The 15554-nt window shown below is 66.5% G+C and carries 17 protein-coding genes and 1 tRNA gene; 14 read left to right on the top strand and 4 right to left on the bottom strand.

The window, feature by feature from the left end; translation table 11 throughout:
* The first annotated feature begins 259 nt into the window (after window positions 1-259).
* The 9 genes from proB (at window position 260) to AC1DE3_RS26060 (ending at window position 8915) form a co-directional block, all read left to right on the top strand.
* The gene (proB, locus tag AC1DE3_RS26100) at window positions 260-1384 is read left to right on the top strand and encodes a glutamate 5-kinase (protein WP_441509649.1); all 1125 of its coding nucleotides are present in this window, start codon (window positions 260-262) and stop codon (window positions 1382-1384) included.
* Window positions 1385-1496: 112 nt separating this feature from the next.
* Window positions 1497-2738, top strand: a complete 1242-nt coding sequence (locus AC1DE3_RS26095; protein WP_476780745.1) for a glutamate-5-semialdehyde dehydrogenase — start codon at window positions 1497-1499, stop codon at window positions 2736-2738.
* A 14-nt stretch (window positions 2739-2752) separates the two neighbouring features.
* A complete protein-coding gene (locus AC1DE3_RS26090) occupies window positions 2753-3364 on the top strand; it encodes a nicotinate-nucleotide adenylyltransferase (protein WP_476780657.1) in 612 nt (203 codons plus the stop codon).
* A gap of 124 nt (window positions 3365-3488) precedes the next feature.
* Window positions 3489-3845, top strand: a complete 357-nt coding sequence (gene rsfS / locus AC1DE3_RS26085) for a ribosome silencing factor (RefSeq protein WP_441510107.1) — start codon at window positions 3489-3491, stop codon at window positions 3843-3845.
* A 12-nt stretch (window positions 3846-3857) separates the two neighbouring features.
* Window positions 3858-4337, top strand: a complete 480-nt coding sequence (gene rlmH / locus AC1DE3_RS26080; protein WP_476780656.1) for a 23S rRNA (pseudouridine(1915)-N(3))-methyltransferase RlmH — start codon at window positions 3858-3860, stop codon at window positions 4335-4337.
* Window positions 4334-5695: a murein hydrolase activator EnvC family protein gene (locus tag AC1DE3_RS26075; RefSeq protein WP_476852898.1), complete on the top strand. Its 1362-nt coding sequence runs from the start codon at window positions 4334-4336 to the stop codon at window positions 5693-5695. Before rlmH ends, AC1DE3_RS26075 begins: the two co-directional genes overlap by 4 nt.
* A complete protein-coding gene (locus AC1DE3_RS26070; RefSeq protein ID WP_476780744.1) occupies window positions 5695-7080 on the top strand; it encodes a S41 family peptidase in 1386 nt (461 codons plus the stop codon). The genes AC1DE3_RS26075 and AC1DE3_RS26070 overlap by 1 nt, the downstream gene beginning before the upstream one ends.
* 159 nt (window positions 7081-7239) lie before the next feature.
* A complete protein-coding gene (locus AC1DE3_RS26065; RefSeq protein WP_476780654.1) occupies window positions 7240-8409 on the top strand; it encodes a divergent polysaccharide deacetylase family protein in 1170 nt (389 codons plus the stop codon).
* Window positions 8406-8915, top strand: coding sequence for an RNA pyrophosphohydrolase (locus AC1DE3_RS26060; RefSeq protein WP_476780653.1), 510 nt, complete (start codon window positions 8406-8408; stop codon window positions 8913-8915). The genes AC1DE3_RS26065 and AC1DE3_RS26060 overlap by 4 nt, the downstream gene beginning before the upstream one ends.
* 115 nt (window positions 8916-9030) lie before the next feature.
* On the opposite strand, the gene AC1DE3_RS26055 is transcribed toward AC1DE3_RS26060, so the two are convergent.
* Entirely contained in the window at window positions 9031-9618 is a 588-nt protein-coding gene (locus AC1DE3_RS26055; RefSeq protein ID WP_476780652.1) for a hypothetical protein, read from the bottom strand.
* A 402-nt stretch (window positions 9619-10020) separates the two neighbouring features.
* On the opposite strand from AC1DE3_RS26055, the gene AC1DE3_RS26050 reads away from it, so the two are divergent.
* Complete coding sequence (locus tag AC1DE3_RS26050; protein ID WP_038358045.1) at window positions 10021-10230, top strand: cold-shock protein; 210 nt, start codon at window positions 10021-10023, stop codon at window positions 10228-10230.
* A 115-nt stretch (window positions 10231-10345) separates the two neighbouring features.
* Window positions 10346-10582 carry a hypothetical protein gene (locus tag AC1DE3_RS26045; RefSeq protein ID WP_441509657.1) on the top strand — a complete coding sequence of 79 codons (237 nt, stop codon included), beginning with the start codon at window positions 10346-10348 and terminating at the stop codon, window positions 10580-10582.
* A gap of 9 nt (window positions 10583-10591) precedes the next feature.
* Here AC1DE3_RS26045 and AC1DE3_RS26040 read toward each other — a convergent pair whose 3' ends face one another.
* The gene (locus AC1DE3_RS26040) at window positions 10592-10828 is read right to left on the bottom strand and encodes a hypothetical protein (protein WP_476780651.1); all 237 of its coding nucleotides are present in this window, start codon (window positions 10826-10828) and stop codon (window positions 10592-10594) included.
* Window positions 10829-11113: 285 nt separating this feature from the next.
* A tRNA-Arg gene (locus AC1DE3_RS26035) sits at window positions 11114-11190 on the bottom strand.
* A 28-nt stretch (window positions 11191-11218) separates the two neighbouring features.
* Here AC1DE3_RS26035 and AC1DE3_RS26030 point away from each other — a divergent pair.
* The 3 genes from AC1DE3_RS26030 (at window position 11219) to AC1DE3_RS26020 (ending at window position 14436) form a co-directional block, all read left to right on the top strand.
* Window positions 11219-11989, top strand: a complete 771-nt coding sequence (locus tag AC1DE3_RS26030) for a hypothetical protein (RefSeq protein WP_476852897.1) — start codon at window positions 11219-11221, stop codon at window positions 11987-11989.
* A gap of 4 nt (window positions 11990-11993) precedes the next feature.
* The gene (locus AC1DE3_RS26025) at window positions 11994-13472 is read left to right on the top strand and encodes a M48 family metalloprotease (protein WP_476780649.1); all 1479 of its coding nucleotides are present in this window, start codon (window positions 11994-11996) and stop codon (window positions 13470-13472) included.
* 94 nt (window positions 13473-13566) lie between these two features.
* Window positions 13567-14436, top strand: a complete 870-nt coding sequence (locus AC1DE3_RS26020; protein WP_476852896.1) for a dienelactone hydrolase family protein — start codon at window positions 13567-13569, stop codon at window positions 14434-14436.
* 193 nt (window positions 14437-14629) lie between these two features.
* On the opposite strand, the gene AC1DE3_RS26015 is transcribed toward AC1DE3_RS26020, so the two are convergent.
* Window positions 14630-15229, bottom strand: coding sequence for a CarD family transcriptional regulator (locus AC1DE3_RS26015; protein WP_441509662.1), 600 nt, complete (start codon window positions 15227-15229; stop codon window positions 14630-14632).
* Window positions 15230-15554 lie beyond the last annotated feature (325 nt).

Genomic DNA, 15554 nt, shown 5'->3' with positions numbered 1-15554 from the left:
CGACCAGGTCGGCCGACTGCGCTTTCAACCAAGCCACCTTGCACCCAGCTGACCCCATCAAGTGCCGATGAGCACGCAGAGAACGCAGGCACCCAACGGCATCAACCGCTCAGGACCAAGCTGCCAGACCTTGACCCGTTAGAGAACGGGATCGACTGCAGATGCACGCCGGGCACGCCGGCCCCGATGGTCCCACCGCTTTACAATCGCCGGGTTTTCCCCAACAGGCAGGGGGTCGCTGCAACAGATCGTGTGTCCCGTGAAGACGCCTTCGCTTTCCGATTTCCGCCGCATCGTCGTGAAGGTCGGCTCCAGCCTGCTGGTCGACCGGGCCCGCAGCCGCCTGCGCCATGCCTGGCTGGCCGCCCTCGCCGAGGATCTCGCCGAGCTGCACCAGCGTGGAGCCGACGTGCTCGTCGTCTCCTCCGGCGCGATCGCGCTCGGGCGCACCGTGCTCAACCTGCCTTCGGGCCCGCTGCGGCTGGAAGAGAGCCAGGCCGCCGCCGCCGTCGGACAGATCGCGCTCGCCCGCAACTGGGCCGAGGCGCTGGCCGCCCACGGCCTTACCGCCGGGCAGATCCTGCTGACTCTGGCCGATACCGAACAGCGACGCCGTTATCTTAACGCGCGCGCGACGCTCGGGCGCCTGCTCGACCTGCGCGCCATCCCCGTCATCAACGAGAACGACACCGTCGCCACCACCGAGATCCGCTATGGCGATAACGACCGGCTCGCCGCCCGCGTCGCAACCATGGCCGGCGCCGACCTTCTGGTGCTGTTCTCCGATATCGACGGGCTCTATACGGCCCCGCCGAACAAGGACCCGAGCGCGCGGCATATCCCCGTGGTCGAGCGCATCACGCCGGAGATCGATGCCATGGCCGGCGGCGCGGCCTCCGAGCTGTCACGCGGCGGCATGCGCACCAAGATCGAGGCCGGCAAGATCGCCGCTGCAGGCGGCACCCACATGTTGATCGCCGACGGGCGAGCCAAGAATCCGCTGGCGAGCGTGGCCGCCGGCGGGCGCTGCACCTGGTTCCTCTCCGCCTCGACACCCGCGACGGCGCGCAAGACCTGGATCGCCGGCACGCTGGAGCCGCGCGGCACGCTGCATGTCGATGCCGGCGCGGCACGCGCTCTGCGCGGCGGCGCCAGCCTGCTGCCGGTCGGCGTTGCCCGCATCGAAGGCGAGTTCGCGCGCGGCGACGCCGTGCTGATCCGCGATCCCGACGGACAGCTGCTCGGGCGCGGCCTCGTCGCCTATGATGCGGCCGAGGCCGCGCTCGTGCTCGGCAAGGCCTCGCGGGACATCGAAAGCGCGCTCGGCTACCCCGGACGCGCCGAGATGATCCACCGGGACGACATGGCGCTCGGGCTAGGCTAAGCTTTCTTCCGGGCCGGCTTTTGCCGGCGGGGTTTTTGGGCTGGGTGAGATGACGGGCGACAGCGCATTGCGCATCATCGCGACGAACGAGACCGGCGATGTCCGGCTCGTGATGCAGGAGGTCGGCCGGCGCGCCCGCGCCGCCGCACGCAAGGTCGCGCTCAGCCCCACCGAGCAGCGCAACGCCGCCCTCATCGCCATGGCCGATGCGCTGCGCGCCCGCAGCGCCCGCATCCTCGCTGCGAATGCTCAAGATCTCGCCGACGGCAGAGCGGCGGGTCTCAGCGCCTCTTTCATGGACCGCCTCGCCCTTGACGAGAAGCGCCTCGCCGCCATTGCCGATGCCGTCGCCGAGGTCGCCGACCTGCCCGATCCGCTCGGACGCGTACTGGCGGAATGGACGCGGCCGAACGGACTGCGCTTCGAGCGTGTCGCCACGCCGCTTGGCGTCATCGCCGTGATCTTCGAGAGCCGCCCCAACGTCACAGCCGATGCCGGCGCGCTCTGCCTGAAGAGCGGCAATGCCTCGATCCTGCGCGCGGGCTCGGATTCCTTCCGCTCCTCGACCGAGATCGCAGCCGCGATGCGCGAGGGGCTGGAGGCCGCCGGCCTGCCGGGCGATGCCATACAGCTCGCGCCGACGCGCGACCGCGCTGCGGTCGGTGAAATCCTTACCGGCCTTGACGGGAACGTCGACGTGGTCGTCCCGCGCGGGGGCAAGAGCCTCGTCGCCCGCGTCCAGAGCGAGGCGCGCGTGCCGGTCTTCGCCCATCTCGACGGCAACTGCCATGTCTATGCGGACGCGAAGGCCGATCTCGCCATGGCCCGCGAGATCCTGCTCAACGCCAAACTGCGCCGCACCGGCGTCTGCGGCGCGGCCGAGACGCTGCTCGTCGACCAGGCCTGTGCGGCGACCCATCTCGCCCCGCTCGTCAGAGCCCTGCTCGATGCCGGCTGCGCCGTGCGCGGCGATGCGGCCGTGCGGGCCGTCGACCCGCGCGTGACGCCCGCCAGCGAGGAAGACTGGGCGACCGAATATCTCGACACGATCATCGCGGCGAAGGTCGTGCCGGGGCTCGAAGCCGCAATCGACCATATCGAGCGCTACGGTTCGCATCATACCGACGCGATCGTCACCGCCGACGAAGCCGCCGCCGCCCGCTTCCTGGCAGAGGTCGATTCGGCCATCGTCATCCACAATGCCTCGACCCAGTTCGCCGATGGCGGCGAGTTCGGCTTCGGCGCCGAGATCGGCATCGCCACGGGCCGCATGCATGCGCGCGGCCCCGTCGGCGTCGAGCAGCTCTGCTCATTCAAGTACCGCGTCCATGGCGCGGGCCAGACGCGCCCCTGAGCCGTGCAGCACGGATGACGAGCGAGCATCTGCGCCTGCCGCCCCATGCGCCGGGCCTGTGCATCGGCCTGTTCGGCGGCAGTTTCAACCCTGCCCATGACGGCCACAGGCTGGCGAGCCTGACGGCGCTGCGACGCCTGCAGCTCGACCGCATCTGGTGGCTGGTCACCCCAGGCAACCCGCTGAAGGACAATGCGAAGCTTCCGCCGCTCGGCGAGCGCCTGCGGCAGGCGCGCGATGTCGCCAACCATGCCCGCATCAACGTCACCGGCATCGAGGCGACGCTGCGCACGCGCTACACCGCCGACACGCTGCGCGCGCTGAAGCGACGCTGCCCGGGCGTCAACTTCGTCTGGATCATGGGGTCCGACAATCTCGCCGGCTTCCACCGCTGGGCGGAGTGGCGGACAATCGCCCGCATGATGCCGATTGCGGTGATCGACCGGCCGGGCTCGACCCACAGCGCCATGGCCTCGCCCGCCGCCAACTGGCTGTCGCGCTGGCGCATTTCGGAAAATCAGGCTGCGAGTCTGCCCCGCTCCCGGCCTCCGGCCTGGGTTTTCCTGCACGGCAAGCGCTCGACGTTATCCTCCACCATGCTGCGCCTTCAGGCCGGCCGCGATTGAATTCCGAGGCTACCCGGCTTATTTTGCCTGTGTCGCGCCGAGAGTGCGTCTGGATCGAGAGGATACGTCACTGACCCGTCAAACCCTTGGTGAGGCCGAGCCGAAGCCGCTTCCCCAGGCCGCTATCTCGGAAAATCCCTCTGCCGATAGCATCGCCCTCGCGCAACGTGTCCTCGAGGATATGAAGGCCGAGGACATCACGGTGATCGACCTCGTTGGCAAGACGTCGCTGGCCGACGCGATGATTATCGCGTCCGGCAACGTCAACCGCCATGTCGCCGCCATCTCGGATGCCCTGATCGAAGCCCTCAAGGGCTCCGGACTTCCCACGCCGAACGTCGAAGGCATGCCTGCCTGCGACTGGGTCCTGATCGATACCGGCGACATCATCATCCACGTCTTCCGACCCGAAGTGCGCCAATTCTACAATCTCGAGAAGATGTGGGGCACCGACCGGCCGAACGAACGCCTCGATAGCTGACGTCGTTCGCGGATGCGGCTCGCTGTCATCGCCGTCGGCCGGCTCAAGGATGGGCCGGAACGCGAGCTCTGCGAGCGGTATCGTGAACGCGGGGTCGCGCTCGGGCGCGGCATCGGCCTGAGCGGACTCGACATCGTCGAGATCGCCGAAAGCCGGGGCCGGCGCCCCGAGGAGCGCAAGCGCGAAGAGGCGCAGGCGATCCTCGCCAAGGCGCTGCCCGGCCTCGTGATCGCGCTCGACGAACGCGGCCGCCAGCTCGGCAGCGAAGCCTTCGCCAGCCGGATTGCCGCCGCCCGAGACGCCGGAACCGGCCATGCCAGCCTGATCATCGGCGGCGCCGACGGCTTGAGCGAGGAGATTCGCGACAAGGCCGACATCACGCTCGCCTTCGGCGCGCTGACCATCCCGCACCAGATCGTCCGGGCGCTCGTGCTGGAACAGCTCTATCGGGCGATGACGATCATCGCCGGGCACCCCTATCATCGCGCATGACCTTCGCCGCGCCGCTGATTCGCTCCGGGCTGCGCCTTCTGAGCCTCGCCGCTCTGCTGGCTGCTCCGCTCGTTGCGCCGGCCTTCGCTCAGACGAGCACGCCCGATCCCGAGGCCCTGTCGCGCGAGGCGATGCAGAAGCTCGTCGAGAAACAGGCCCGCGAAGCCGAGCTCAAGGCGATCGAGCAACGCCTCGCCGGAAACGCCGACGCCCGCGCCAGGCTTGAAAAAGAAATCGCCGCGATCCGCGCCGACCGTGCCGCGCTCAACAACGCCCTGCTCGACGCCACCGCGAAGACGCAGGCCGGCGAGGAACGGCTGGGTGCGCTGGAGAAGCGCCTCGCGCTGCTGCAATCCAGCGAGACGGCGATCCGCCGCTCCCTCGAGGGTCGGCGCGGCCTGATCGCAGAAGTGCTCGCCGCCTTGCAGCGCATCGGCCGGGCCCCTCCGCCTGCAGTGCTCGTGCGGCCGGAGGATATCCTCGAAGCCGTGCGCGCCTCGATGCTGCTCGGCGCCGTCGTGCCCGATCTGCGCCAGGAGATCGAAATCCTCGCCACGGATCTCGGCGAGCTGGTGCGGCTGCGCGCCAACATCGCCGCAGAGAAGCTCAAGATCGGCACGGAGATGGAGCAGCTCGCAGGCGAACGGCAGCGGCTGGCGTCGCTGATCGATGCCAGGCGCGCGCGCGAAGCCAGCGCCGCCAAGGATGTCGAAGCCCAGCGCGCGCTCGGCAACGAACTCGCCGGCCAGGCCCGCTCGATGCGCGACTTCGTCGAGAAGATCGAGAAGGAGATCTCCGTTGCCAACAGGGCGGCGGAGGCGGCCCGCCAGGCCATCGAGCAGGAGACGCGCGAGCAGCGCGAGCGCATGACGGCGCTCGCCTTCAAGGACCCGGCGCGCCTCGCCCCCAAGATCGCCTTCGCCGACGCCAAGGGACTGCTCTCGCTGCCTGTCGCGGGATCACGATTGCGTGGTTTTGGCGACGCCGACGGCGCCGGCGGCACAATTCGCGGAATTTCACTGGAAACCCGGCCGAACGCCCTAGTTTCGGCGCCTTCTGACGGTTGGGTTGTTTACGCGGGGCCGTTTCGTTCGTTCGGGCAACTCTTGATCCTGAACGCAGGGGGTGGATACTACATTTTGCTTGCCGGCATGCAGCGGATCGATGTCGCGCTCAATCAGTTCGTCCTGGCGGGGGAACCGGTTGCGACGATGGGCGAAACATCGGAAGCTGCCGCGACGACAGTAGGAGTAGGAACCGGGCAGCCGGTCCTCTATATCGAATTCAGAAAAGACGGTGTTTCGGTCGACCCGACTCCGTGGTGGACGAAATCGCAAGGCGAAAAGGTTCGCGGATGATGCGCAAGGTTTCCCTCGTTCTCGCCGGCGCCATCATGGGCGCGGGCCTGACCGGACTCGCCACTCAGACCAGGCTGCTCAGCTCGACCAGCGCTGTCGCCGCTTCGGCCGAGGTCTATCGCAGCCTGAACCTCTTTGGTGACATCTTCGAGAAGATCCGCACCGATTACGTCGACAAGCCCGACGAGCAGAAGCTGATCGAGGCCGCCATCAACGGCATGGTCTCCTCGCTCGACCCGCATTCGTCCTATCTCGACGCCAAGGCGTTCCGCGATATGGACACCGACATGCGCGGCCAGTTCGGCGGGCTCGGCATAGAGGTGACGATGGAGGACGGCGTCCTCAAGGTCGCCAAGCCGATCAAGGACACGCCCGCCTCCAAGGCCGGCATCCTCGCCAACGACATCATCCGCCAGATCGACGGCACCGAGGTGAAGGGCCTGTCCCTGACCCAGGCGGTCGAGAAGATGCGCGGGCTGATCAACACCCAGGTCACGCTCAAGATCGAGCGGCCGGGCAAGACCGACCCGCTCGAATTCACCCTGACCCGCTCGACCATCGTCGTGCCCGCGGTCGAGGAGCGGGTCGAAGGCGATATCGGCTATATCCGCATCGGTACTTTCTCCGAGCAGACTTATGACGGCCTGCGCAAGGCCATCGACAAGCTCTCGAACGACATCGGCCAGGACAAGCTCAAGGGCTATGTCATCGACCTCCGCAACAATCGCGGCGGGCGCCTCGACCAGTCCGTGCTGGTCTCTGACGCCTTCCTCGAGCGCGGCAAGATCGTCTCGACCCGTGGCCGCAACGCCGAGGAGACCCAGGTCTTCAACGCCAAGTCGGGGGATCTGACAAAGGGCAAGCCGCTCGTCGTGCTGATCAACGGCTCGTCCGCCTCGGCGGCGGAGATCGTCGCCGGCGCGCTGCAGGACCACAAGCGCGCGGTCGTGATGGGCACGCGCTCCTTCGGCAAGGGCTCGGTGCAGACGGTGATCCCGCTCGGCTCGAATGGCGGCCTGCGTCTGACCACGGCGCGCTACTACACGCCGTCGGGCAACTCGATCCAGGCCAAGGGTATCACGCCGGACATCGAGGTCCAGCAGGACATCCCGCAGGAGATCAAGGACAAGCTCGTCGACAACAAGGGCGAAGCCGCGCTCAAGGGCCATCTCAAGGCCGGCGAGGGCGAGGAGCAGTCCGGCTCCGCTTCCTACGTCCCGAACGATCCGGCGAAGGACACCCAGCTGATCGCCGCCTTCAACCAGCTGCGCGGCATCAAGAAGGACACCGCCCAGATCGTCGAGAAGCCGGCGACCGAGGCCGCCCCGGCCCCGGCGGCGCCGACGGCGCCGACCCCCGCGGCCCCGGAAGCGCCGAAGAACTGAGCCCTGACGGGAGCCTTCGGGCTCGACGCCGGGCCGCTTAGGCGACAAGACTAGCGCGCGGGCCACTGATTCGGGCCCGCGGCGCAACTTTGAGGACGGCTGACTTTGGCCGGAACGCCGCTGACGGAGCTCAATCGGCCGCTCGGCCAGGATCGAGCCGTGCCTTCCGGCAAACCGTGGGGCCGTTGGCTTGCGACTGCTGCGGCCGGCTGTGTCGGCAGCGTGATCCTCGGTCTCGTGCTTGTCGCCGCATTGCGCCGCGACCCCGATGGCGGCGAGCCGGTCGGCTATGCGGCCATCGAAAAGCGCGCCGCGCCCGTTTCCTCCGCCCCGCCGAGCTCCGACGCGGCGCTATCTGCCGCGCGCGGCCCGGCGAGCGCTGCCCAGCTCGAGAACAGCGCCGGCGTGACCGTCGTGCGCGCGGGCGAGGATGCACCGGGCGCGATCATCATCACCGTCCCGGATGAAGCGGGCGCGATCAAGCTCGCGCCGGCCCCCGACAATCGTCTGGTGGAGCGCAGCCGCTACGGCCTGCTACCCAAGCTCGGCCCGGATGGCGCGACTCCGGCCAAGATCTATGCCCGCCCGCTCGGCCCGGAGCCTTCGGTCAAACCGGCCGGACGCATCGCCCTGCTCGTCGGCGGCCTCGGCATCAGCCAGACCGGCACGGCCGACGCCATCGCCAAGCTGCCGGGGCCGGTCTCGCTGGCCTTCGCGCCCTATGGCACCGAGCTCGAGCGCACCGTCCAACGCGCCCGTGGCGAAGGCCACGAGGTCTTCCTGCAGCTGCCGATGGAGCCGTTCGACTATCCGGACAACGATCCCGGTCCGCACACGCTGCTGACCGGCCCGAAGGCCTCGGACAATATCGACAAGCTGCACTGGTCGCTCGGCCGCTTCACCGGCTATGTCGGCATCGTCAACTTCCTCGGCGGGCGCCTCACCTCCGATGAAAATGCCCTGTCTCCGCTCCTGCGCGAGCTCGCCGGCCGTGGCCTCATGGTCATCGATGACGGCTCCTCGGCGCGCAGCCTTCTCGCCAGCTCCGCCACGCGCGCCCAGATCCCCGCCATCAAGATCGATCGGGTCGTCGACGCCGTCACTCGCCCCGATGCCATCGACAAGGAACTCGCGACGCTGGAGGCGCTGGCGCGCGATCAGGGCGTCGTCGTCGCCGCCGCCAGTGCCCTGCCGGTCTCGATCGAGCGGATCAATCGCTGGGCTCAGTCGTTGGAAGCCAAGAAGATCGCGCTCGTGCCGGTCAGCGCAGCCCGCGGCTTCCGCAATCCCAAGACCACCGGATCAGTTTCAACCGGACCACAGCGATGACCGAGAGCGCTCCCGAAGGCTACCGTCCCTGCGTCGGGCTCGCCCTCTTCAACACCGAAGGGCTGGTCTTCGTCGGCCGGCGCGCCAACAAGACCCAGCGTGAGCATGTCGCGCCGGGCCATGCCTGGCAGATGCCGCAGGGCGGCATCGACAAGGGCGAGACGCCGCTGGAGGCGGCCCGCCGCGAGCTGGCGGAGGAAACCAACGTCACATCCGTCGAATTGCTCGCCGAAGCCCCGGGTTGGCTGAGCTACGACCTGCCTGATTATATCGGCAAGGAAGCCTGGAAAGGCCGCTGGCGCGGGCAGGCGCAGAAATGGTTCGCCTTCCGCTTCCTAGGTGCCGATGACGAGATCAACATCCTGACCCCGGCCGGGGGCCACAAGGCCGAATTCGACGCCTGGCGCTGGGCGCGGCTCGACGAGACACCGGAGTTGATCATCCCGTTCAAGCAGGGCGTCTACCGCCAGGTCGTCAGGCATTTCGCGCCCTTCGCACAGGGCTGAGCCGCATCGCCGCGCTTTCCCGAATCGCAGAATCGCTCCAACCGACCGCTACGTCGCAGTTTTCCCACGCGAAGCGGGCGTCCGCCTCGCTCGAAAATGCTCTCGTCGGCAGCGCTCAGCCCATCGTGTAGACGACGCGCCCGAGCCAGTAGAGCTGATAGGCGATGTGTACGGACGCCAGCGCAAGATGGACGGAGCGCCGCGCCGAGATGAAGGCCACGAGGCAAAGCAGCAGCCCGATCGGCACCTGCACGAGATAGTCGGCGCTGAGCTGGCTCCAGCGCTCGGTGCCCTTGATCAGCGTATCGACGATATCGAGCAGGAAGGCTGTCGCCAGCAGGCCGAAGAACCAGCGCCGGCGCTTGATGAAGAAGTCCTCGTAGCCCGCATATTCGGAAATGTTGTCCGGGAAGAGCAGCGCAGCGAGCAGGTAAAGCACGACCGCGTAGCCGATCAGGAAGAGATAGATTCCGAAGCTCCAGGCGGGGATACGCGAGAGCCCGAACTCCCACCACCAGAACAGCACCAGCTCCAGCAGGATCGAGCCGACCCAGAGCAAATGGAGCAGCGACAGGCGATAGCGGTCGGGATGCTGGATGAAGCTGGCGATGCCGGTCAGCATCCGGGTGATGCCGAGACCGATGACCATGCCCATGACGATGCGGACATGGGGGAAGAGCTCATGCGGCGAAATCGTCTCCATGCGATCTGCTTAGAACACCGCGCCGGAAAGGGGAATCCGCCCGCCCAAAACGCGGTTTTCAAGGCTGACAGCTCCCGCCAGGTCCTTTTCATCACGCCAGCTATTCCATGCCTCGCGACGTGCCTGAATGGGGTTGCGATGCAGAGAAATTTTCGCCGGAAAACGCCCTCCGATCTGACAGTTAAAGTGATCAAGAAAATAAATAAAAGAGATCACCCCGGAAAACTAATTGAAATCCTCTCCAAAATAAAATAGATATATCCTCATCGAGATTGCTTGGACGGCCGTTGTTATTTTCGCGCTTTTGGCGCGGCTCTGATAAACTCCCCCTTTCGAAATCGTTCTGAACTCGTCGAACATTCTGTCGGCGAGCGACAGGTCTTGCCAAAAGGAGGGTTTTTCATGACCACCGGCACAGTGAAATGGTTCAATTCCACCAAGGGTTTCGGCTTCATCCAGCCCGATGACGGCAGCCAGGACGTGTTCGTGCACATCTCCGCCGTCGAGCGCGCTGGCATGCGGGACCTCCAGGAAGGCCAGAAGCTCGGATACGAAGTCGCTCGCGACAACCGTTCCGGCAAGATGGCCGCGGAACAGCTCCAGACTGCGTGATTAGGCAATCGTCGCCGTTGACCACGGATGTACTGGCACCAGCGACTTTAGCCACTCGAAAGGCCGGGCACCTGCTCGGCCTTTTTGCTTTTCAATCCAAACATGAATGGAAATCATGATGTTCGAAATTTCAAAGCAGCGCTTAACCGCCGACAATCAGTTCTTGAAGATCCAGACCCGGGCTCTCTCTCACGCGAGGATCATGTCCGAAACGGAAAAGCTAACCCAGCAGCGCGAAGACAACATGCTCAAACTGCGCGGGCTCCGTTTGGCGAAAGAGGCCAATGTCAAACAGGCCGGGCTCGCAGCACAGATCAACAAGAAGTCGCGGCGGCGTCCGGGCTTCAAATAGCCCTGGATCTCACTCGCGGATATCAGAAATCAAGCGCTCGCCGACCTGCAGGGTTCGCTGAGAGCCCGCGGAATGATTGAGGATCAGAACGGGCTCGCGCTCTGTGATCCGCCCTTCCGCGAAGACGCGGCGATACCCGGCGCGGTTCTCGTCCATCGTCTCGCATAGGACGAGGCAACGCAGCGGGATACGAGGCCTCCGCGCAATTTTCAGTCGATCGAGGCGACGGGCGAGCGCGCTGGTCATGTATCGGCTCTCAATGCTGCGGCGATGGCTGCCTGTCCTGAGCGCCATGCGTCGCCATCTCCGCAAAGGCACGACTGAGCGGCGGCCATCGCGTCAGACCACGAAGTCGGACTAGATCAGCGGCAACCGCTGCGTCGCGCGCTTCCCCCTGGAGAAGCTGGTGAAGGACGCTCGCCTAGCTCGCGCTCGGCATCAGCTAGCCTCGGACGGCGTTGGGGCAAATGTTGGATGTCGCGAATCAACCCCAAAATTCACGATATAATTCAATGACGTATGTAGAATCCATGGCGTCCCGGAAGGGATTCGAACCCCTGACCTACGGTTTAGGAAACCGTTGCTCTATCCTGCTGAGCTACCGGGACGCACAAAAACTCGTGTAGCATAATCGCGATGCGGGTGAAGTCCCTTCTTGCAACTGTCATGATCGCAGCGCTGCCGAACATGCCGGCCGCGGCGGCATCGGATTGCGCAGCCGCCCAGCAGATGGAAACCACGGCCGCCCGGCTGGCCGGTCTCAACGCCGCCGGCGACCCGGTCCTGAGCGATGGCAGAACGCTGCGCCTGATCGGGCTGGCGCCGCGTCAGAGCGGTGAGGAGGCTGCGCGCTTTCGCGCCGGGCTGGAACCGTTCCGCGACCGCTCGCTCGATCTCGCCGTCGTCGGCGAGCCCGACCGCTGGGGACGCTGGCCGTCGAAGCTGTTCATCCCCGCAGATCGCCCGGGCGGAGAGCCGCAGGAGCTGGCTCTCGTTCTCCGACGCGATGGTGCAGCCCTTCCGCTCGCCGAGCCGCTGGCGTCGCCCTGCCCGGTCGCGCCCGTTCAGGCAGCGTTAAGTTCCTCGCCCTCACCCTCCCGGCCAATGGCCATCGACGGTCATGATCTCGCCGCTGTAAAAGCGCAGGAAGGACGCTACGTCATGCTGGAAGGCAGGATCGCCTCTGTCGGCGAACGCTCCCAGCGGACCTATCTGAACTTCTCTCGCCGGCCTGGGGAGGCAGCTTCGATCGTCGTCTCGCGGGCCTTGTGGCGAGATTTGAAGGGCACCGGCTGGACCGCGGGCAACCTCGGCGGTAAACGCGTGCGCGCCTATGGCGTCCTGTCGGGACGCGATGGCCTCCTGCTGGAGGCGACATCCCGTGCGGCGCTGGAACTGATCGACTGAGGATATGCTGAAGCTCTGGCGGACATCGCTCTCGCGGCATTCGAAGCGGCTGGCGGCCATTATGCTGCCCGGCCTGCTGCTCGTCGGCTGCCTCGGCGACCAGAGCCCGCTCGCGCCGGCGGGCTCGGGCGACGAGATCGCTCCGCGCATCAACACGGTCCAGCGCGCTGCGGACCAGGAGCATCAGCGCCTACTTTCCGCCTTCGGCGGCGAATATCGCGCGCCCAAGACCCGGGCGGCGCTGGACGAGGTCGTCCAGCGGCTCGCCAAGGCCGGCGAGGGCCAGATCGGCCATTACGAGATCACCATCCTGAACTCGCCGGTGGTCAATGCCTTCGCCCTGCCCAACGGCCGGCTCTATGTCACCCGCGGCCTGCTCGTGCTTGCCAACGACACCTCCGAGATCGCCTCGGTCCTGGCGCATGAAATCGCCCATGTCACCGCGCAGCACGCCGTCGAGCGCGCCGAGAAGGAGGCGGAATCGGCGCTGGTGAGCCAGGTCGTCTCGCAGGTCCTCAAGGACCCCTCCCAGGGCGCAGCGGTGAAGGCCGGCTCGAAGCTCTCGCTGGCCCGGTTCTCGCGCCAGCAGGAACTCACCGCCGACCAGATCAGCGTGCGCAACATCGCGCGGGCCGGCTACGATCCTTATGGCGCCAGCCGCTTCCTGGCGACGCTGGGCCGCAACACCGCCTTCCGCAGCAGCGGCCAGAACCAGAGCGCCGACGACAAGCGACTGGACATCCTCTCCAGCCACCCGCAGACGCCCGAGCGCATCGCCGCCGTGACCAATGCGGCCCGCCAGATCAGCGCTCCGGGCATCGGCGAGCACGATGCCAATCGCTGGCTCAACGCGATCGAGGGCCTGGCCTATGGCGACGATCCGCGCGACGGCGTGGTGCGCGGCCGGCGCTATCTCAACAGCACCCTGCGCATCGGCTTCACGGCGCCGGAAGGCTTCAGCCTGGAAGCGGCGCAGGACATGGTGATCGGCGTCAGCGCCAGCGGCTCCCAGGCGCTGCGCTTCGACTCGGTGACGCTGAAGAGTGGCCAGACCCTGGAATCCTATGTCGCAGCCGGCTGGATCGAGGGCGTCGAGACGACCGGCATCGAGAAGATCGAGATCGGCGGGCAGCCGGCCGTGATCGCCCATGGCAAGGGCACGGACTGGATGTTCCGCCTCGCCGCCGTGCAGGTGGGCGAGCGGGTCTACCGCTTCATCCTCGCCGCGCGCGGCGCGAGCGATCCCGAGCGGGCGATGCGTGCCATCGCCGAAAGCTTCCGCATCCTGACCCCGGCCGAGGCACAGGCTGTGCGGCCCATGGTCATCCGGCTGGTCGCGGCCGAGGCGGGCGACAGCATCGCCAGCATGGCCGAGCGCATGCCGGAGCAGGACCGCCCCGGCGAGCTCTTCCAGCTCCTGAACGGGCTCGACCGCAACACCGCGCTGATGCCGGGCCAGCGCTACAAGATCGTCGCGGAGTAACCGCTCCTCACAAGGCCGCGAGTTTCGGCGCTGGCCTCCTGCAAGCGGCGAATCCGCCGCTATGATCGCCGCCATAACGCCAGAGGGAGCGGATATGGCACTCGATCGCAGGATCGTCGAACTCTACGACGAATACACCCACAAGCCGCTCGACCGGCGCGTCTTCTTCAACCGACTCCTGGCGATTGCCGGCTCCGCCGCCGCGGCGGAAGCGGCGCTGGCCGTGCTCGAGCCGAACTACGCACGGGCCGAACAGGTCTCGGCCGACGATGCCCGCATTACGGCATCGCGCCTCGACACCACCGTCGATGGCGTGACGCTCAAGGGCTATCTCGTCACGCCGAAGGCCCAGGCCAAGCACGGCGGCGTGCTCGTGATCCACGAGAACCGTGGGCTCAACCCTCACATCGAGGACATCACCCGGCGCATGGCGCTGGAAGGCTTTACCGCGCTAGGGCTCGATTTTCTCACCCCTCTCGGCAGGACACCTGTTGATGCCGACGCCGCCCGCGCACTCTTCCCGCAGCTGTCCACGGACGCCGTCATCCAACAGGGCCGCGCGGCCCTGAAATACCTCGCCTCCCGCCCGGACGCGAACGGCAAGGTCGGGGCCGTCGGCTTCTGCTGGGGCGGCGGCGCGGTCAACGATCTCGCCGTCTCCGCGCCGGAGCTTGCCGCCGGTGTCGTCTTCTACGGGCGCTCGCCTGATCTCGCCAAGGTGCCGCTGATCAAGTCCCGCCTCCTGATCCAGCAGGCCGCGCGCGACAAGCGCCTTGTCCAGATGCTGCCCGATTACGAGAAGGCGCTGAAAGCAGCCGGCATTCCGTTCGAGGCGATCGTCTATCCGAATGTCGACCACGCCTTCATGAACGACACCAGCGCCGAGCGCTACGACGCCGCGACAGCCAAGCAGGCCTGGCAGCGGACGGTCGCCTTCCTCAAGGCGGGAACGGGTACGACGTGAGAGGGCCAGCGTCATTCTCGGGCAGAGAGCAGCGCAGACCCCAGAATCTCGTGATGAGAAGCTGCCGGAGCCTTCTCCGGCGAGAGATGCTCGGGCCGAAGCCCGAGCATGACGGGCCGATGACCCCGATCAAGCCAACAAAAAACCCGGCGGTCGCCCGCCGGGTTTCGCATCCTGGAAGGAAAAACGCCGCTCAGGCGGCCTCTTCCTGCAGATCTTCGTTGTCGTTCTCGAGATCCGCATCGGCATCGGCCGCCTCGGCCTTGCCGGCACGGCGCGGCGACTTGGCGAGCTGCCCTTCGATCTTCTTGAGCGCCTCGGTCTCGGTGACATCGTCGACCACCGCGATCTCGCGGGTCATGCGGTCGAGAGCGGCCTCATAGAGCTGACGCTCGGAGTAGGACTGCTCGGGCTGTGCCTCGGAACGGTAGAGATCGCGCACGACCTCGGCGATGGCGACGAGATCGCCCGAATTGATCTTCGCTTCGTACTCCTGCGCGCGGCGCGACCACATGGTGCGCTTGATGCGGGCGCGGCCGGTGAGCGTGGTCAGCGCCTTGCCGACGGATTCGGCGTCGGCGAGCTTGCGCAGGCCGACGCTGGCCGCCTTCGCGGTGGGGACCCGCAACGTCATCTTGTCCTTGGAGAAGCTGACCACGAAGAGTTCAAGCTTGAAGCCTGCGACTTCCTGTTCCTCGATCGCCGTGATCTGGCCGACGCCATGGGACGGGTAGACGACGTACTCGCCCGTCTTGAAACCCTGGCGCACAACAGCTTTCTTCACAGTGGACATGCCGTTACGACTCCTGACCGGCCCGCTCGACGCGAGCACGCGATGATCTGTCTCCGTCCGGCTGGCCGGAGACTTTCCGCCTGACGCGACGCTGAAAAGGCACCGCTTCACGCTCCCTAGTCGACTGTTTCATTCGCCCCGGACAAGAACGACAATTAAAATCCGGCTCTGAGGCCGGTGATCATGTCGTTCCGATCTTTTGGGGGCACCCCATTTGTGGAAATCTCGCAGGGGCATGCGGAACCAATTCGACTGCGGCTAGCTTGTAGCACAAAAAACACGCCGAATCAAAGGTAAACGCCGATGGGCGTTCCCTCGTGAAGGC

The sequence above is a fragment of the Allobosea sp. 10L417 genome (assembly GCF_056395485.1).
This window is presented reverse-complemented; position numbering and strand designations above follow the sequence as displayed.